Source organism: Streptomyces sp. NPDC026515 (genome assembly GCF_055567595.1).
The window spans coordinates 131142-149717 of the sequence record NZ_JBVHQD010000005.1 but is presented as its reverse complement, the minus strand read 5'-3'; the positions used below and the strand labels follow the sequence as shown (position 1 = coordinate 149717).

The 18576-nt window shown below is 72.5% G+C and carries 15 protein-coding genes; 12 read left to right on the top strand and 3 right to left on the bottom strand.

The genetic code is table 11. The features are described from left to right. Positions 1–2 precede the first annotated feature (2 nt). Together ACZ4O3_RS11465 and ACZ4O3_RS11460 are read left to right on the top strand one after the other, a co-directional pair. Entirely contained in the window at positions 3–722 is a 720-nt protein-coding gene (locus tag ACZ4O3_RS11465) for a class I SAM-dependent methyltransferase (protein WP_467722001.1), read from the top strand. A 73-nt stretch (positions 723–795) separates the two neighbouring features. Next, on the top strand, positions 796–1632 hold the full coding sequence (locus ACZ4O3_RS11460; protein WP_467722000.1) for an alpha/beta fold hydrolase: 837 nt from the start codon (positions 796–798) through the stop codon (positions 1630–1632). A 68-nt stretch (positions 1633–1700) separates the two neighbouring features. Here ACZ4O3_RS11460 and ACZ4O3_RS11455 read toward each other — a convergent pair whose 3' ends face one another. Next, a complete protein-coding gene (locus tag ACZ4O3_RS11455; protein WP_467721999.1) occupies positions 1701–3311 on the bottom strand; it encodes an acyl-CoA synthetase in 1611 nt (536 codons plus the stop codon). A gap of 186 nt (positions 3312–3497) precedes the next feature. On the opposite strand from ACZ4O3_RS11455, the gene ACZ4O3_RS11450 reads away from it, so the two are divergent. The 9 genes from ACZ4O3_RS11450 to ACZ4O3_RS11410 all read left to right on the top strand — a co-directional run bounded on the left by ACZ4O3_RS11450 (position 3498) and on the right by ACZ4O3_RS11410 (position 13379). Then, entirely contained in the window at positions 3498–4298 is an 801-nt protein-coding gene (locus ACZ4O3_RS11450; protein ID WP_362723298.1) for a crotonase/enoyl-CoA hydratase family protein, read from the top strand. A gap of 124 nt (positions 4299–4422) precedes the next feature. Next, positions 4423–5364, top strand: coding sequence for a Zn-ribbon domain-containing OB-fold protein (locus ACZ4O3_RS11445; RefSeq protein ID WP_467721998.1), 942 nt, complete (start codon positions 4423–4425; stop codon positions 5362–5364). Beyond that, positions 5361–6431: a thiolase domain-containing protein gene (locus tag ACZ4O3_RS11440; RefSeq protein WP_467721997.1), complete on the top strand. Its 1071-nt coding sequence runs from the start codon at positions 5361–5363 to the stop codon at positions 6429–6431. The genes ACZ4O3_RS11445 and ACZ4O3_RS11440 overlap by 4 nt, the downstream gene beginning before the upstream one ends. Continuing rightward, a complete protein-coding gene (locus ACZ4O3_RS11435; RefSeq protein WP_362728631.1) occupies positions 6428–7594 on the top strand; it encodes a thiolase domain-containing protein in 1167 nt (388 codons plus the stop codon). The genes ACZ4O3_RS11440 and ACZ4O3_RS11435 overlap by 4 nt, the downstream gene beginning before the upstream one ends. A gap of 83 nt (positions 7595–7677) precedes the next feature. Continuing rightward, the gene (locus ACZ4O3_RS11430; RefSeq protein WP_362728633.1) at positions 7678–7920 is read left to right on the top strand and encodes a DUF397 domain-containing protein; all 243 of its coding nucleotides are present in this window, start codon (positions 7678–7680) and stop codon (positions 7918–7920) included. Positions 7921–8069: 149 nt separating this feature from the next. Next, the gene (locus ACZ4O3_RS11425; RefSeq protein WP_467721996.1) at positions 8070–8975 is read left to right on the top strand and encodes a universal stress protein; all 906 of its coding nucleotides are present in this window, start codon (positions 8070–8072) and stop codon (positions 8973–8975) included. Between the two features lie 137 nt (positions 8976–9112). Further along, on the top strand, positions 9113–11776 hold the full coding sequence (locus ACZ4O3_RS11420; RefSeq protein WP_467721995.1) for an ATP-binding protein: 2664 nt from the start codon (positions 9113–9115) through the stop codon (positions 11774–11776). Positions 11777–12331: 555 nt separating this feature from the next. Beyond that, positions 12332–12793, top strand: coding sequence for a hypothetical protein (locus ACZ4O3_RS11415; protein ID WP_467721994.1), 462 nt, complete (start codon positions 12332–12334; stop codon positions 12791–12793). A gap of 88 nt (positions 12794–12881) precedes the next feature. Further along, positions 12882–13379 (top strand): hypothetical protein, encoded by a 498-nt coding sequence (locus ACZ4O3_RS11410; RefSeq protein ID WP_362727862.1) that lies wholly within the window; start codon positions 12882–12884, stop codon positions 13377–13379. 6 nt (positions 13380–13385) lie between these two features. Here the strand turns inward: ACZ4O3_RS11410 and ACZ4O3_RS11405 are convergent, their stop codons facing one another. Both ACZ4O3_RS11405 and ACZ4O3_RS11400 read right to left on the bottom strand, forming a co-directional pair. Further along, positions 13386–15374 (bottom strand): N-acetylmuramoyl-L-alanine amidase, encoded by a 1989-nt coding sequence (locus ACZ4O3_RS11405; protein WP_467721993.1) that lies wholly within the window; start codon positions 15372–15374, stop codon positions 13386–13388. Positions 15375–15628: 254 nt separating this feature from the next. After that, complete coding sequence (locus tag ACZ4O3_RS11400; RefSeq protein ID WP_467721992.1) at positions 15629–16768, bottom strand: aminoglycoside phosphotransferase family protein; 1140 nt, start codon at positions 16766–16768, stop codon at positions 15629–15631. Positions 16769–17034: 266 nt separating this feature from the next. Here ACZ4O3_RS11400 and ACZ4O3_RS11395 point away from each other — a divergent pair, with 266 nt between their 5' ends. Next, on the top strand, positions 17035–18534 hold the full coding sequence (locus ACZ4O3_RS11395; RefSeq protein WP_362723277.1) for a DNA-binding protein NsdB: 1500 nt from the start codon (positions 17035–17037) through the stop codon (positions 18532–18534). The last annotated feature ends 42 nt before the right edge of the window (positions 18535–18576 follow it).

The following is an 18576-nucleotide window of genomic DNA, read 5'->3' as shown; positions in this document are numbered from 1 at the left end:
GCATGTCGACCCTCTGGGAACTCATGCACGACTGCATCCCCGACGACCACGCCCGCCAGGTCACCTCCCGCTACTACCTCGACGAGGCCATGAGCTCGCCACGGGCCCCGGACCGGGTGGTCGACCTCGGGTGCGGGCGCGGCACCTCCGCCGGGCTCTTCCGCCGGCACGCCCCCCACGTGCGGTGGGTGGGGCTCGACATCCGGGACTCCCCGGAGGCCGCACAGCGCTCGCCCGGCGGCGACCCGGTGGTGTACTTCGACGGCGTCAACATGCCGTTCCGCTCCGGCGCCGTGCCGCTGGTCTACTCGCACCAGGTCTTCGAGCACGTCGCCCGTCCCCGGGAGCTGCTCGCGGAGGTGGGCCGGGTACTGCGTCCCGGCGGACTGTTCATCGGCAGCACCTCCCAGTTCGAGCCCTACCACTCCTTCAGCCTGTGGAACTACACGCCGTACGGCTTCCGGGTGCTGGTGGAGGAGGCCGGGCTGGCCATGGAGGAGATCCGGCCCTCGCTGGACGGCGTGACCCTGATCATGCGCACCTACCAATCCGCTCGGAAAAAGGAGTACGGCCGCTTCTGGCAGGAGGAGTCGCCGCTCAACACGGAGATCGACACCTGGGGACGCAAGAGCGGGCGGCACACGGCCCTGGTGAACCTGCGCAAGCTCACGTTCTGCGGCCAGTTCGCGTTCCGGGTGACCAAGCCGGCCGCGTCCGTCTGACCCGGCCGCTCCCCGGCCGCCGCCGGCCGGACCCCGTTGCGGCACGGCACCGCCGTACCCCATGATCAGTGTCATGCCCAGCTTCACCGCGGGGGACGGGACCCGCCTCGCGTACCACGTCCGAGGCGAGGGCGAACCACTCGTCGTGCTGCCCGGCGGGCCCATGCGCGCCTCCGCCTACCTCGGGGAGCTGGGCGGGCTGACAGCCCACCGCAGGCTGATCCTGCTCGATCTGCGCGGGACCGGCGACTCCGCGGTGCCCGCCGACCCGGCGTCCTACCGCTGCGACCAACAGGTCGACGACGTGGAGATGTTGCGCGTCCACATGGGGCTCGACCACATGGACGTACTGTCGCACTCGGCGGGTGCGAGCCTGGCGATCCTGTACGCGGCGGCCCGGCCGCACCGGGTACGGCGGCTCGCGCTGATCACCGGCAACCCCTCGGCCCTCGGCCTGCGGACCACCCCGGAGGAACGGCTGGCGGCAGCCCGGCTGCGGGCCCGGGAGCCCTGGTTCGGCACGGCGTACCCGGGTCTGGAGGCCTGGCTGCACGGCACCGGCGACTTCGACGAGGCGTTCATGCCCTTCTTCTACGGCCGCTGGGACGACATCGCCCGGGCCCATGACGCGGCCGCCGCGGAACAGACCAACGACGCGGCCGGAGACCGCTTCTTCGCCGACGGAGGCTTCACACCCGACGCCACCCGGACCGCCCTGCGCGCCCTCACCGCCCCCGTCCTGCTGTACGCGGGCGAACTCGACGGCGGGCCCAGCCCCGCACTGGTCCGGCGTGCCGCCGAGGCCTTCCCGGACGCCGAGGTCACCGTGCAGCCCGGGGCCGCGCACTACCCCTGGCTCGACGACCCCGAGGAGTTCGTCCGCCGTACCGTCGGCTTCCTGGACGCCTGAGCCGTGCTCACCTGCCCGGCCGGCCGCCCTCAAGAGCCCGCCCTCGGCCTCCGGCGGTGCTCCGCGTCCTACCGGTCGGCGGCCACCGCCACCTCCCGCGCCCACCGGTAGTCCGCCTTGCCGCTGGGCGACCGCTGGATGGACTCGGCGATCACCAGCTGGCGGGGGATCTTGTATCCGGCCAGCTGGGTGCGGCAGTGGGTCTGGATGTCCGTGAGGGAGGGCCGGCCTGCGCCCTCGCGCAGCTGCACCACGGCCGCCACGTGGTTGCCCCACTGGGCGTCCGGGACCCCGGCCACCAACGCGTCGTACACGTCCGGGTGGGACTTCAGCGCCTGCTCGACCTCCTCCGGGTACACCTTCTCGCCCCCGGTGTTGATGCACTGCGAGCCCCGGCCGAGCACCGTGACGACGCCGTCCGCGTCGACCGTGCCCATGTCGCCGAGGAGCACCCAGCGCCGGCCGTCCTTCTCGAAGAAGGTCTCGGCCGTTTTCCGCGGGTCGTTGTAGTAGCCGAGCGGAACATGGCCGCACTGTGCGACCCGGCCGGTCTCGCCCGCCGCCACCGGCTCGCGGGTCACCGGATCGACCACCTGCGTACAGGAGTTCACCCGGACCCGGAACCGGCTGCCGGCTCCGGAGTCGTTCGTCGCGGTGCCGTTGAAGCCGGACTCGGAGGACCCGAAGTTGTTCAGCAGCATGCAGTTCGGGACGAGTTCGCTGAACTGCCGGCGCACCGTCTCGGAGAGGATCGCGCCGGAGGAGGAGACACTGAACATGGAGGAGCAGTCGGTACCCTTCAGCGGCCCCTTCAGGGCGTCGATCAGCGGGCGCAGCATCGCGTCGCCGACCAGCGACATGCTGGTGACCTTCTCCCTCTCAACGGTCCGCAGCACCTCCTCGGGCACGAACTTGCGGTGGATGACCACCCGTTGCCCGAAGTTGAATCCGATGAAGGTGGTGAGCGTCGACGTGCCGTGCATCAGCGGGGGAGTGGGGAAGAAGGTGATCCCCGTGCCACCCGCCGCGACCCGCTCCGCCAGCTCCTCGGGCCGCCGCACCGGCTCACCGGTCGGCGCACCGCCTCCCAGCCCGGCGAAGAAAAGGTCCTCCTGACGCCACATCACGCCCTTGGGCAGCCCGGTCGTGCCGCCGGTGTAGATGATGAACTGGTCGTCCGCCGAACGCGCCGGGAACCCCCGTTCGGGCGACCCCGCCGCCTCTGCCTCCGCGAAGGACACGGCCTTGGGGCCCGATTCCGACTCGCCCACCCGCACCAGGTGCCGCAGCTTCGGCGCCCGCGGCAGCGCCGCCGCCACCCGGTCGTCGAACTCCGCGTCGAAGACCAGCGCGACCAGGTCGGCATCCTGATAGAGGTACGCCAACTCCTCCTCGACGTAACGGTAGTTGACATTGACCGGCACGATCCGCGCCTTCAGGCACCCGAGCACCGTCTGGAGGTACTCGACCCCGTTGTAGAGGTGCAGTCCGAGATGCTCGCCGGGGCGGATCCCGCTGTCGGCCAGATGGTGGCCGATCCGGTTGGCGGCCGCGTCCAGCTCCGCGTAGGTCAGCCGGCGCTCCGCGCCGGTGCCGGGGTGGTCGAGGTACACGAGCGCCTCGCGGTCCGCGGCCACGTCGACGACCGACTCGAACAGATCGGCAAGGTTGTACTCCACCGCTCCTCCTGACCCCGGCAACCATGGCGAAGAAAGGCGCACTTGTCGGTTCGCCGGTCATCAGAGCAAAGGGTGCGGCAAGTGGGAAGGGTTCGCGCGAAGAAATCTGACTGTCTGTCAGAAAACCCTTGAAGTGCCTCCCGCCCTACTGCAACCTGTTCTCGTTCCGGCAGAGGGGAGAGGTCCATGGGTGGGACAGAACACCTCACCGTACGGCGCGAGGGCGCCACACTGGTGCTCACGCTCGACAGGCCCGAGGCCAAGAACGCGCTCTCGATCTCCATGCTCGTGGGCCTGTACGACGGCTGGATCGAGGCCGACGAGGACGACACGGTCCGCTCCGTCGTGCTCACCGGAGCCGGTGGCGCCTTCTGCGCCGGAATGGACCTCAAGGCGCTGGCCGGAGCGGGCATGGCGGGCGAGGGGCACCGCGACCGGCTCAAGGCCGACCCGGACCTGCACTGGAAGGCGATGCTGCGCCATCATCGCCCGCGCAAACCGGTGATCGCCGCCGTCGAGGGCTACTGCGTGGCCGGCGGCACCGAGATCCTCCAGGGCACCGACATCCGGGTCGCGGGGGAGTCCGCGACCTTCGGCCTGTTCGAGGTGAGACGCGGTCTCTTCCCGATCGGCGGCTCCACGGTCCGGCTGCAACGCCAGATCCCACGCACCCATGCCCTGGAGATGCTGCTCACCGGACGGCCGTACACCGCCCGCGAGGCCGCAGCCATCGGGCTCGTCGGCCATGTCGTCCCGGACGGCGGCGCCCTCGGCAAGGCCCTGGAGATCGCCGAACAGATCAACGCGTGCGGGCCGCTGGCGGTAGAGGCGGTCAAGGCGTCGGTGTACGAGACGGCGGAGATGACGGAGACCGACGGACTCGCCGCGGAGCTGACGCGGGGCTGGCCGGTGTTCGACACCGCGGACGCGAAGGAGGGCGCGCGGGCGTTCGCGGAGAAGCGGACACCTGAGTACAAGCGCGCGTAGAGCCGTGCCGGGTGCGGCGGTCCGGACACCGCGGGCCGCCCGTGGCCGGCCGCGCCGCACGTGGTGCAGCCCCGCGCCCCTTTCGAGGGCGCCGCACACCGACCCCGTCAAGGAGGCAGCCCCGATGCCCGAAGTCCTCAGAGCCCCCCTCGTCGTCGAGTTCCCCTTCACCCGCTCCCTCGGCCCGGTCCAGAGCGCCTTCCTCACCGGACTGCGCGAACGCGTCGTCCTCGGCGTGCGGACCGGCGACGGCCGCGTCCTCGTCCCGCCCGTCGAGTACGACCCGGTCACCGCCGAGGAGATCCGCGACCTGGTCGAGGTCGCGCCCACCGGCACGGTCACCACCTGGGCCTGGAACCACGAACCCCGCCGCGGCCAGCCCCTGGACACCCCCTTCGCCTGGGTCCTGGTCCGCCTCGACGGCGCCGACACCGCCCTGCTGCACGCCCTGGACGCCCCGGGCCCCGAGGCCGTCCGCACCGGCATGCGGGTCCGCGTCCGCTGGGCCGGGGAGCGGTCGGGCGCCATCACCGACATCGCCTGCTTCGAGCCCCATGACGGCGAGGCCGCCGAACCGGCCGGGCACGGCGGCGAGTTCGAGGACGCCGTGCACGGCATCGTCGCCCACGCCCGGCTCGACTACACCTACTCGCCGGGCCGCGCCCAGGCCGCCTACATCGAGGCACTGTCCACCCGGCGGACCTACGGCGAACGCTGCCCCTCCTGCGCGAAGGTGTACGTCCCGCCCAGGGGTGCCTGCCCCACCTGCGGGGTGGCCACGACGGAACAGGTCGAAGTGGGTCCCCGCGGCACCGTCACCACGTTCTGCATCGTCAACATCAAGGCCAAGAACCTCGACATCGAGGTGCCCTACGTCTACGGCCACATCGCCCTCGACGGCGCAGGCCTCGCCCTGCACGGCCGGATCGGCGGCATCCCCTACGACCAGGTGCGGATGGGCCTCAGGGTCGAACCGGTGTGGACCGAGGGAGCCCGCTACCCCGACCACTACCGGCCCACCGGCGAACCCGACGCCGACTACGACACCTACAGGGAGCTGCTGTGACCTGGGAGGAAGCAACCGGCGTCCGGGACATCGCGGTCGTCGCCTTCGCGCAGACCGGCCACCGGCGCACCAGCGAGGAGCTCTCCGAGGTGGAGATGCTCATGCCGGTGCTGCACGACGTACTCGAACAGACCGGCCTGCGCACCGCCGACATCGGCTTCACCTGCTCCGGCTCCAGCGACTACCTGGCCGGCCGCGCCTTCTCCTTCACCCTCGCCCTCGACGGCGTCGGCGCGTGGCCGCCGATCTCCGAGTCGCACGTCGAGATGGACGGCGCCTGGGCGCTGTACGAGGCGTGGACCAAGCTGCTCACCGGGGACGCGGACACCGCGCTCGTCTACTCGTACGGCAAGTCCTCACCCGGCTCGGTCCGGGACGTCCTCACCCGCCAGCTCGACCCCTACTACCTGGCCCCGCTCTGGCCGGACTCCGTCGCCCTCGCCGCGCTCCAGGCGCAGGCCCTCATCGACGCGGGCGAGACCGACGAGCCGGCGCTGGCCGCGGTCGGCGCCCGCAGCCGGGCGGACGCCGAGGCCAACCCCCACGCCCAGCTGCGGGGTTCGGTACCGCAGGGGGACTACCTGGTCCGGCCGCTGCGCACCGGCGACTGCCCGCCCATCGGTGACGGGGCCGCCGCGGTGATCCTCGCGGCCGGGGAGCGGGCCCGTCAGCTGTGCTCCCGGCCCGCCTGGATCCGGGGCATCGACCACCGGATCGAGGCGCACGGCCTCGGCGTCCGCGACCTGACCGACGCCCCCTCGGTGCGGCTCGCCGCCGAGCGGGCCGGCGCCTTCCGACGGCCCGTCGACACCGCGGAGCTGCACGCGCCGTTCAGCTCGCAGGAGGTGGTGCTCCGCAAGGCGCTGCGGCTCGGCGACGAGGTACGGGTGAACCCGTCCGGCGGGGCCCTCGCCGCCAACCCGATCATGGCCGCGGGGCTGGTCCGGATCGGCGAGGCCGCCGCCCGCATCCACCGCGGCGACTCCGACCGTGCCCTCGCGCATGCCACCTCCGGGCCCTGTCTGCAGCAGAACCTGGTCGCCGTACTCGAAGGGGAACCGCGATGAGCAAGGAGCCCGTGGCCGTCGTAGGGGTCGGCCAGACCAAACACGTGGCGGCCCGGCGGGACGTGTCGATCGCCGGGCTCGTCCGGGAGGCCGCGCGACGCGCCCTCGACGACGCCGGACTGGACTGGGCCGACATCGATGCCGTCGTCATAGGCAAGGCGCCCGACTTCTTCGAGGGCGTGATGATGCCCGAGCTGTACCTGGCGGACGCGCTCGGGGCGGTCGGCAAACCCATGTTGCGGGTCCACACAGCGGGGTCCGTCGGCGGCTCCACGGCACTGGTCGCCGCCAACCTCGTCGCCGCCCGCGTCCACTCCACCGTCCTCACCCTCGCCTTCGAAAAGCAGTCCGAGTCCAACGCCATGTGGGGGCTGTCCCTGCCCATCCCCTTCCAGCAGCCGCTGCTGGCGGGCGCGGGCGGTTTCTTCGCCCCCCACGTGCGGGCCTACATGCGGCGCAGCGGCGCCCCCGACACCGTCGGCTCGCTGGTCGCCTACAAGGACCGCCGCAACGCGCTCAAGAACCCCTACGCCCACCTCCACGAACACGACATCACCCTGGAGAAGGTCCAGGCGTCCCCCATGCTGTGGGACCCCATCCGCTACTCGGAGACCTGCCCCTCCTCGGACGGGGCCTGCGCCATGGTCCTCACCGACCGGGCCGGCGCGGCGCGCTCGCCGAAGCCACCCGCCTGGATGCTGGGCGGCGCCATGCGCAGCGAACCCACCCTGTTCGCGGGCAAGGACGCCGTCTCGCCGCAGGCCGGGAAGGACTGCGCGGCCGACGTCTACCGCCAGGCCGGTGTCGCCGACCCGCGCCGGGACATCGACGCCGTCGAGATGTACGTACCGTTCTCCTGGTACGAGCCGATGTGGCTGGAGAACCTCGGCTTCGCCGAGGAGGGCGAAGGCTGGAAACTCACCGAATCGGGTGTCACCGAACTCGACGGGGACCTCCCCGTCAACATGTCGGGCGGAGTGCTCTCCACCAATCCGATCGGTGCCTCCGGCATGATCCGCTTCGCCGAGGCCGCCCTCCAGGTCCGCGGCCTTGCCGGAGAACACCAGGTGGACGGGGCCCGCAAGGTGCTCGGGCACGCCTACGGCGGCGGCTCCCAGTTCTTCTCGATGTGGCTGGTAGGCGCCGTGGCGCCCGACTCCTGAAAGGACCCCCTCACGTGGCCTGTTGAGTGCCGGAACCGAAAGCTAGGCTGGCCGCGGACGACGTATTCGGGAGGAGCACGGACGTGGCCGAGAGCACCATCCAGCAGCAGCCGGTACTGGGCTGGGAGAAGCCGGAGCTGGACCTCAGCGGGGCCGAGTGGCAGTCCAGCAGCCGTGGCCTGGGGGATGTCCAGATCGCCTTTGTCGAGGGATTCATCGCGATGCGCAACAGCGGCCGCCCGCAGAGCCCTTCCCTCATCTTCACCCCCGCCGAATGGGGCGCCTTCGTGTCGGGGGCCCGGGAGGGCGAGTTCGACCTGACCTGAGCGCCGCCCCCGGTTCCGCGGCAGAGAGGTGAACCGGGGGGTGTTCCGCAAGGATTTCCGGACACGTGACCAGCAGCGCCCTTCCGGGGCCGCCGCCTGAGACAGGCTGGCCCCGGACAGGGAAGGTCGCATTCCGGAGGTGAGCAACGATGAGCACTGCGCCGGTCATCGCCGCGGTGGACGGTTCGGACGACAGCCTGCGCGCCCTGGACTGGGCCCGCGACGCGGCCCGGCGACGGGACGTGCCCCTGCGGGTGGTGCACGTGCGCCAGTACGCCGCCTGGGGACAGCCGGACGTCATGGTCGCCGGAGAGCCCGACGAGGCCGGCGACCCCGTCCTCGACCAGGTCCGCGACCGGCTGGCCGCCGGGAGCGCGGGACCGGCCGCCGAGTACGTCGCCATGGAGGGCGCCCCCACCGCACTGCTGCCCGAACTGGGCGCCGACGCCCAGCTGCTGGTGCTGGGATCCCGGGGCCGAGGCGGCTTCGCCAGCCTCATCCTGGGCTCCAACGGCATGGCCGCCGCCCGCGACGCCCGGTGCCCGGTGGTCGTGGTGCCCCGGCCGGGGCGCGAGGTCCCCGACGAGTTCCCCGCCCGGTCCGGGCCCCGGGTCGTGGTCGGCGTGGACGTGGACAGCCCCGACGACGCCACCCTCGCGTTCGCCTTCGCGGAGGCCGCCCGGCACGGCGCCCGTCTCCAGGTGGTCGCCGCCTACCCGTGGCCGGTCCGGTTCTGGGCCACGGCCGGGGAACTCGCCCCGTCGGCCGTCGACCAGGACGAGGTCGAGCAGGAGACCCGCACGCTCGCCGAGGGCTTCCTCGCCCCGTACCTCAAGGAGCACCCGGACGTGTCCGCCGAGGCCCTCGCGCTCCCCGGCGACGCGGCCGGGGCTCTGGTCGCCGCTTCGAAGGACGCCGAACTGGTCGTCGTGGGGCGGCATCGACGGCGCCTGTCGGCACCCGCCCGCATGCTGGGTTCGGTCACGCAGGCCGTCCTCCTGCACGCGGCGAGCCCGATCGCGGTGATCCCCCCGGCGCCGTCCGAAGGGTCCTGAAGTGTCCTGTCAAGCCCCTGGGTCAGTAACCGTCAGTAGGGAGCGGATCACGCTCATCAGGCGTACGCTGAGCTGCCTGCAAGCCACGGTGCGCGCCCGCTCCCCGCGCTCGCGCATCACCGTGGCGGGGGGTGGTCATGGGACAGCGGATGCTTCGGAACCAGCGGACGCTCTACGAACGTGAGAGCGAACTCGCTGTCGTCGACGAGGCGTTGGCCGAACTCACCGGCCTGGGCGCGGACGGCGCGGATCCGGTCGACCGGCCGCTCGGCGCGCTGCTCGCCTTCGCCGGGCGGGCCGGCATCGGCAAGACCACGCTCCTCACCGAGGTCCGCCGCCGTGCGGCCGCACAGGGCTGCACCGTGCTCTCCGCCCGCGGCGGCGACCAGGAGCAGCGCGTCGCCTTCCATGTCGCCCGCCAGCTCCTGCAGCCCCGCCTCGCCGGCGCACCGGAGGCCGAACTCCGCGCCTCACTGGGCAGTTGGTACGACATCGTCGGCCCCGCCCTGGGCCTGTGCGCCCCCACCGAGGGTGCCCCGCCGGACCTGCAGGGCCTGCGCGACGGCCTTGACTGGGTGCTCACCCACCTCGTGGTGCGCCAGGCGCCGGTGGTCCTGGTCCTCGACGACGCACACTGGGCCGACCCCGAATCCCTCGGCTGGCTCGCCGCGTTCGCGCCCCGCGCCGAGCAGCTCCCGCTGCTCGTCGTCGTCGCCTACCGGCCAGACGAACTCCCCGACCACGCCGAGTTGTTGCGGGGACTGCCCGGCCGGGCCGGCGGCCGCCCGCACGACCTGGAACCGCTCAGCGCCGACGCCGTGGCCGGACTGGTCCGCGAGAGCCTCGGCGCGGACGCCGACGACGCCTTCTGCCACGAGTGCTGGGCCGTCACCGCCGGTAACCCCTTCGAGGCCGTCGAACTGACGGCCAAGGTCCACGACCGCGGCCTCGACCCCACCGAGGCGGGCGCACCCCTGCTGCGCGACCTCGCCGCCGCCGTCAAGGGAAGCGGGCTGATCGCGCGGCTGGAACGCCTCGGCCCCTCCACCGTCCGGTTCGCCTGGGCCTGCGCCGTGCTCGGCACCGAGATCCATCCCGTACTCGCCGCCGCCGTGGCCGGCCTCGGCCAGGAAGAGGCCGCCGACGCCGCCGACGCCCTGCGCGGCGTCCGCGTCCTGACCGGCGTCGAGACCCTGGAGTTCGTCCACCCGCTGATCGCCACCGCCGTCTACCGGGCCATCCCGCCCGGCGTCCGGGTCGCCCTGCACGGCCAGGCCGCCTGGTGCGTCACCGACGACGGCCAGGCCGCGGCCACCGCCGCCCGGCACCTCCTGGAGACCCACCCCGAGGGCGACCCCTGGGTCGTCCAGCGGCTGCGTGCCGCCGCCGGCGAGACCCTGCGGGCCGGCGCCCCCGACGCCGCCTGCCGCTTCCTCGCCCGGGCCCTGCGAGAGCCCCCGGCCGCCAAGGACCGTGCCGCCGTCCTCTACGAACTCGGCAGCGCCTCCCTGCTGACCGAACCCGCCACCACCGTCAACCACCTGCGCGCGGCCCTCGCCGAACCCATCGCCGAACCCGGGCTGCGCCAGAACATCGTCTACCGGCTCTCCCAGGTCCTCGCCCACAGCGACCGGCTCGCCGATGCCTCCGAGACCCTGGCCCGTGAGATCCGATTGACCGGCGACGCCCGGGTCCGGCTGCGGATGCTCTCCGAACAGTTCATGTGGGACGCCTTCCGCGCCGACGAACCCGACCACCCCTCCCGCTCCCGGCGGCTGGCCCGGCTCGCCGACCGGCTCCAGGGCCGCGACCTCACCGAGCGGTACATCATCGGCCTGCGCACCTGGGACGCGGTGCAGCGCGGCGAACCCGCCGACGTCGCGCTCCACCACGCCGAGCGCGCCCTCGCGGGCGGTCTCGGCTGGGCCGAGTCGGACCGCGGTTTCGAGGTGCCCGTGCTGGTCGCCCTCGCCTTCATGTACGCCGACCGGCCCGATCGCACCGAGGAACTCTTCGCCACCGGCACCGCCGACTTCGAACGCCAGGGCTGGCGCGGGGCGCACCTCTCCTTCGGCTACACGCTTCACGGCTACGTCCGCTACCGGCGCGGCCGCCTCGCCGAGGCCGAGGACCTGGTCCGCTCCGGACTGCGCCTCGCCGAACGCGTCGGCCCCGGCGCCCCCGCCCTCTGGTACGCGGTCGGCACCCTCGTACAGACCCTGCTCGCCCGCGGCCGCACCGACGAGGCCACCCGGGTCGCCGAGGACCACTCCTTCCACGAGCCGTTCCCGGCCGCGGTGGTCTTCCCCGACGCCCAGACGGTCTACGGGGAACTGCTTCTCGCGCGTGGCCTCACCCGGGACGCCGCCGCCGAGCTCTCGGCAGCGGGCCGCCGCCTGGAACCACGCGGGATCCGCAACCCCGCGTGGTGCCCCTGGCAGCTCCACCTGGCCCGCGCCGAGAGCCACGACGCACCCGACCGTGCCTTGGCCACGGCCCTGGAAGCGGTCGGCCGCGCCCGCCAGTTCGGCGCCCCGTCGGCGATCGGCCAGGCCCTGCGCACCGCCGCGGAGGTCACGAGTGGCCCGGCACGCCTGGCCTACCTGAAGGAAGCGGTGGCTCACCTGGAACGGTCCCCGGCGGCCTACGAACTTGCTTGCGCGCAGGTGTCCCTGGGCCGGGAACTCCGCGACGCCGGCCACCTCCGCAGGGGCCTGGAGACGGCCGAGCGATGCCATGCGGACGGCCTGGCGGACGAGGCACGAGCCGAACTTGCGGCGACGGAGACGGCGGCACTCTAGAACCAGGGCCTGTCCGGCGGATCAGGTCGCGGGAGGTCGACGCTGCTTCGTCAGCGCCGGTGAGCGGGGCCCGGCGCGGCCGGCTGCAGGGTTGAGGAGGGCGGCAGCGCGGTGGGGGCACCTCCCGGCCGAAGGCCGCAGGACGTCGGCGACCGACGGCAACGCCGCCGGGGGTCCCCTCCGGGGGAGGGCGCGGCGGGCCCCGCGTCCGCGACGTGATCCGCCGGACGGGTCCTGGTGCTCCGCGCCGTCCGCGGGCGGCGCGGAACGCGGGACGGTGCGTTTCGTCGGAACGTGGTCGTGTCCGCCTGGGGGTCGAGGAGGGAGCACGAGCGGTCCGCTCGCGGAGGTTCTCGACGCGCACAGCGGCGTGCGGTGCTGGGAGCGGCTGACGACCGCGACCGCCAGCCTCGTCAGCGAGGGCGGACTCTTCGCGTCCAAGGATCCTCCCCAGGACCTGCGGCCGCGCCGGACGACGGTCGGCCTGCGTGAGGAACGGGCGTCGGTGAACCCTTCGGCTCGACCGGACCGCACACCGACTTCGCGACCGGCCGGGTGGCGATCACGCGGAGCGGCGGCACGGTCGTGGCCGAGCGCCTCGACCCGCGCACATCGTCGTCCGGGCACGTCCTGGACACCCCCCGGGTTCCGCTGGACCGCGCCTGCTTCAACGGCTCCGCGCCGTGGACGCACCTGACCACACCCTTCTTCGTGATCACGGACGGCGTGGCCGTGGAGGACGAGGGGCCCTGGGCCGAATCGCCGGCCGAGCGGCGGCGCGGTCCGCGGGCCACGTTCCCGGACGCCGTCGCGAGCCACCGCACGGTCCAGGACTTCTGCTTCGGGGACGACCTGCCCCGCAGGCGGCACGACCACCACGTGGACATCGCCGGCGGCCTCGCGGCCGCCGCGTACGCCACCGGCATCGAGGAGTCGGACGGCATCAAGTTCCCGGTCGGGCGCCGCGCGTGCCAAGCGGGACCGACGGACGACCCGATCATGATCACGTCACGGTGAGCATCGGTCGGGGCGACGTCCACTTCTCCTGACGGCCCGAGGACGCGCGGCGGCCGGGAAAGCCCCGCGGCCCCGTACCATGGACCGCATGTCGTTCCTCCGTCGCCGCAGCGCCACTCCCGCCGGCCCCGACTTCGACGTTCTGGCCATGGACCCGGGCGACTGGCCCGGCAACCTCGGCGCCGGGCTGCTGCCCGCCCCCGACGGCACCTGCCAGGGCGTCTTCCTGCGTTACGACCTCTTCGGCGGCCGTGGCCCCGCGATGATCATCGGCAACCTCCCGGAGGGCTCGCCGGCCCGCGAGGTCGCGGAGGACGAGGTCCCCTTCGAGGTCGGCCAGCTCCTGCTCGCGCTGGAGAACGACGAGGACGTCACCGTCGCCGGCACCGAGGACATGCCGGTGCTGCAGGGCGACAACCTGCTGATCGTGCGCCGCCTCAAGCTCTCCGAGAGCCGGATCTCCTGCGTCCAGTTCGACCGCAGCGACGGCGTCCTCGTGACCATCGCCGCCTGGGACCGCCCGATCACGGACGACCTGTACGCCCTGCTGAAACCGCTCCCGGCGGAGCTGTTCCAGCAGGGCTGACGAGGGTTACCTCCGTGCCCACCGGCTGGCCGGCGCCACGGTCACGTCGGCCGCGCGGACGAACTCGATCCGGTGGCCGTACTGGATCTCGTAGTACAGGTCCTTGCCGACCACGACCCGGTGCGAGGCGGTGTCGATCGTGACCGCGTAGTAGTACTCGCCCCGCAGCACGTCACCGACCACGTACTCCTGGCCCGCCGGGATGGTGTACGGCAGCGGCGACACCGCCTGCGCGGGTACCCCGGAGGGGTAGGCGGCCGCCTCCGGATAGGCGCGGCCGTACACCGGGACGCTCGTCAGGCCCGCCTTCGGCGTCACGACCAGCCCCGTGGCGGTCACCGCCGTCGGCGCCTTCGCCGGGTTCCTGAACCAGGCCTTCTGCCCGAGGTACCAGATCGCCGTCCAGTCGCCCCAGGTGTCCGCCACCGCGTACTGCTGACCGGTGGAGACCCGCGAGGAGAGATCGTTCACGTCGGCCGTCGGAGTCCTGCCGAGGCCGATGTCCTCGATCAGGGCCGAGTTCTCGTCGTGGTCGGAGTACAGCCGCACCTCACTGGAACCGTGCGCGGCGCACGGCTGGCCGCTGGTGACGCAGCCGGTGTACACCGGCTGGTTGGTGGCGTAGTCCGGCAGGATCGTCACCACACCGCCCTTCTTGCCCGCCGTGCGCTTGAAGGGGTGGTCCAGCAGCTCGAAGTAGTGCCGCCAGTCCCAGAACGGGCCGGGGTCGGTGTGCATCCCGGGGATCGTGGAGGTGGTCGGCCCGGGCACGGTGTCGTGGCCGAGGATGTGCTGCCGGTCCAGCGGGATGCCGTACTCGGTGGTCAGGTACTTCACCAGCCGGGCCGACGACCGGTACATCGCCTCCGTGTACCAGGAGTCCGGCGCCGCGAGGAAGCCCTCGTGCTCGATGCCGATCGACTTGGCGTTGATGTACCAGTTACCCGCGTGCCAGGCCACGTCCTTCGCCTTGACGTGCTGGGCGATCAGACCGTCGGTCGAACGGATGGTGTAGTTCCAGGACACATAGGTCGGGTCCTGGATCAGGTTGATGGTCCCGTCCCAGGCGCCCTCCGTGTCATGGATGACGATGTACCTGATGCTCTGCGCGGCCGGCCGGTCCCCGAGGTCGTGGTTGCCGTAGTCGTTGTCCCCGAACTCCTCGTAGGGCGCCGGAATCCATTCGCACGACACCGTTGTCGGGCATTCGGTGTCGTCCGCCGCCACGGTGCGCAGCCCGGTCAGCTTCAGCTGTGCGGTGTCGGCCTTCAGATCCGGCCGGGCGGCGAGGGCGACGACCTGACCCTCGTCCGTGACGCGCTGCTCGCCGGTGTGGAGGACGTCGAACACGTCGTTGGCGTACGCCGCCGCGGTCGCCGCGTCGTCGGCGCCGGAGAAACGGGCGATCGCGCCGTACCAGTCGGCCGGGTCGGCGCTGAGCGGCTGGTGCAGGGACCGCTGCGCGGACGCGAGCAGCGCGGCGCCGCCGGCCACGTTCGCGGCCGGGTCGGTGCGCAGTCGCGCCGCCGGGATTCCGGTCAGCCCGGCGGCCCGGACGAGGGTCTTCAGGCGCGCCGGGAGCGCGGAGTTCGCCGGCACCTTGACGCCGGGGTGCAGGGCCGGGCGGGCGCTGTCGCCGCGCGCGTCCTCGGTGCCGTCCGCGAAGTGCTCGGTGGTGGTGGCCAGCGCGGTGTGCGCGTCGGTGAGGTGCATGGGGCCGTAACCGCCCGTCACACTCGGTGCGCCGCCGTGGGTGTCCCAGCGGGACTGGAGATAGGAGACGGCCAGCAGAACGTTCGGCGGCACGTGGTACTCGGTGGCGGCGGACGCGAACGCACGCTGGAGCAGGCCGACGGACGACGCGCTCTCGCCGGGTGGCGGAGCGGCACCCAGCAACGGCAGCAGCAGGGCGGCGGAGCCGACGGCTGCGGCCGCCGCCCTGCGCGTATGTCTGCCGCCGTGGGTGGGCGCTGGGTCGGTGACGGATCCTCGCAATGCGGCCTCCTGGGGCGATCGAGCGCGGCGGGGCGTGCGGGGCTGAGCGTGGCTCAGTGGTACCGGCTTGCCGACGATCCGTCAATCATGCCCAGAAGGCGGAGAATTCCCATGTCATGCGATGACCGTGGGAGTTTCGCGCCGGAGGCTCCCGGCCTGCGCGGCGTCAGTGGCGTACACCAGTGAACGGTACGACCGTCCGAGAAATCCGCGGTGCGCGATTGTCCTGAGCGCACCGCGGATCCTCGTCCCCGTCAGCGAGTGCCGACCGCCGCGCGCACGGCCCGGCGGGCCAGCTGGCAGTCGTCGTGCAGCCGCCGGAGCAGCAGCCGCTGTTCCTCGCCGGTCGGCGCGGCACCCGGGTGGGCCGAACCCGGTGCCGCCGGGGCCGTCTCGTGCATCGAACGCTGCACGGCGGTCTCGTAGGTCCGGATCTCCCGGGTGAGGACCAGCATCAGGTTCACCAGGAAGGCGTCCCGGGACGCGGGCCCCGCCGACTGGGCGATCTGACTGATCTGACGACGCGCCACCGGAGCGTCCCCGAGAACCGACCAGAGCGTCGCCAGGTCGTACCCCGGCAGGTACCAGCCCGCGTGCTCCCAGTCCACCAGCACCGGACCGGCCGGCGACAGCAGGATGTTCGACAGCAGGGCGTCGCCGTGGCAGAACTGGCCCATACCCTGCCGGCCCGCCGCGACCGCGATGCCGTGCACCAGCTTCTGCAGGTCACCCATGTCGCGGTCGGTGAGCAGACCCAGCTCGTGGTACCGGGAGATACGGGCCGCGTAGTCCACGGGGGCGCCGAAGGTGCCCGCCGGGGGCCGCCAGGCGTTCAGCCGGCAGATCGCGCCCAGGGCGGCCCGGATGTCCGCCCGGGGCGGAGCCTCCACCGGGTGCCGCTGGACCGCCGCCACCCGGCCGGGCATCCGCTCGATCACCAGCGTGCAGTTGTCCGGGTCCGCCGCGATCAGCCGCGGCACCCGGATCGGAGGCCGCTGCCGGACGAACGAACGGTATGCGGCTATTTCGTGACGGCTCCGCTCCGCCCAGGCGGGGGAGTGGTCCAGTAGACACTTGGCCACGGCCGTGCTGCGCCCCGTCGTCCCGACGAGGATCACGGACCGTCCGGAGCGGCGCAGCACCTGCACCGGAGCGAACTCCGGGCAGATCCGGTGCACCGACGCGATGGCGGTGCGCAGCTGTGCGCCCTGGGGACCGGACAAGTCCAGCCTCCCGCTGAGCGGTTGGGTGCCCGGAACCGGGACGCGCCGTGGCCGGCCCACGACCGGTACGGCGGCCCCGGTGCGCGCGGGGTCGAGATAGGGTCCGCTGCCCGCCGGGCGGGGGCGCAGCGTCCGGGGCGGAGCGGACACGGAGGACGATGCTGCGTACATGGGCGATACAGATCCCTTCGTGTACCTGCGGTGCCTGCCTGAGAAGTCCTGCGAGAGGTCCTCGGCGCCCACCCGTCCCGGCCGCCCGGACACACCCTGGGGAGTGAGCCCGTGGAGTGGCGACCGGGTCGGGATGGCGCGTTCCTACCTGACACCCGTCGCCCAGTGGCACACCATCTGGCGCACCCTGGCGAACCGTGGCGAATAGTCGCCCGGCAACCTGCCCGGGGCTACTGTCAACTCAGCCGAGAACCTGGGGGCTTGACGTGAGCGGACAATCCAACACCCGTCTCTCGGACCTGTTCGGCCTGGCCGGCTGGTCCAAGGGCGAACTCGCGAGGCTGGTCAACCGGCAGGCGGCGGCCATGGGCCACCCCCAGCTGTCGACCGACACCTCCCGGGTGCGGCGGTGGATCGACACGGGAGAGATCCCGCGCGATCCGGTGCCGCGGGTGCTGGCGGTCCTGTTCACCGAGCGTCTCGGCCGTGTCGTGACCATCGAGGACCTCGGTCTGGTACGGCACGGGCGTACGGGAAAACGGCCGGACGGCGGGATGGCGGAACATCCCGACGGCATGCCGTGGGCGCCCGAACGAACCGCCGCGGTCCTCACCGAATTCACGGGAATGGACCTCATGCTCAACCGACGCGGCTTGGTGGGCGCGGGTGCCGCGCTCACCGCGGGATCCGTACTCAGCAGCGCCATGTACGACTGGCTGCACACCGACCCCACCCTGAAGGCCGACGCCCCCGTCCTCGACGACCCCCTGCACGCCGACCCCGCTGGGTTCGACCGCTACGAGGCCGCCCCCATCGGATCCGAGGAGATCGAGGAACTGGAGCGCTCCGTAGAGGTGTTCCGTGCCTGGGACGCGGCCCGCGGTGGCGGGCTGCAGCGCAAGGCCGTGGTGGGACAGCTCAACGAGGTGGGCGGCATGCTCGCCTACCGTCACCCCGACCATCTCCAGCGGCGCCTGTGGGGCGTCGCCGCCAACCTCGCCGTGCTCGCCGGCTGGATGTCGCACGACATCGGCCTGGAACCCACGGCCCAGAAGTACTTCGTCATCGCCGCCCACGCGGCCCGTGAGGGCGGTGACCGGCCGCGTGCCGGGGAGGCGCTCTCCAGAGCGGCTCGCCAGATGGTGCACATCGGCCGGCCCGACGAGGCACTCGACCTGATGAAACTCGCCCAGTCGGGCTCGGGTCAGGAGGTGCTGCCGCGCACCCAGGCGATGTTCCACACCATCGAGGCGTGGGCGCAGGCGTCGATGGGCAAGGGCCAGGCGATGCGCCGTACCCTCGGCCAGGCGGAGAGCCTGTTCGTCTCGGACCGCAGCGACGTGCCGCCGCCGAGCTGGATGCAGATGTTCAACGAGGCGGATCTGTACGGTATGCAGGCTCTGGCCTACCGCACGCTGGCCGACCACGACCCGAGCGCGGCCGTGCACGCCCGGCACTACGCGGAGAAGGCCCTGGCCCTCAGGGCCGACAGCAAGCAGGAGCGGTCGAAGATCTTCGACTTCCTCTCCATGGCCTCCGCCTGCTTCATCGCGGACGACCCCGAGCAGGCCGGCCACTACGCCCGGTTGGCCCTGGTGTCGATGGGATCGAACTCCTCGCACCGCACCTGGGACCGGCTGCGGCAGATGTACCGGCTCACCGCCGAGTACTCCAGCTACCCGCGGATCCAGGACCTGCGGGACGAGATCAAGCTCGCGCTGCCCAAGCCCAGGAACAGGGGGACGAACAACAGCGCACAGGCATAGGGGCCGGTGCGCGACCGGACACTGGTTGATCCGGGGTGGCCG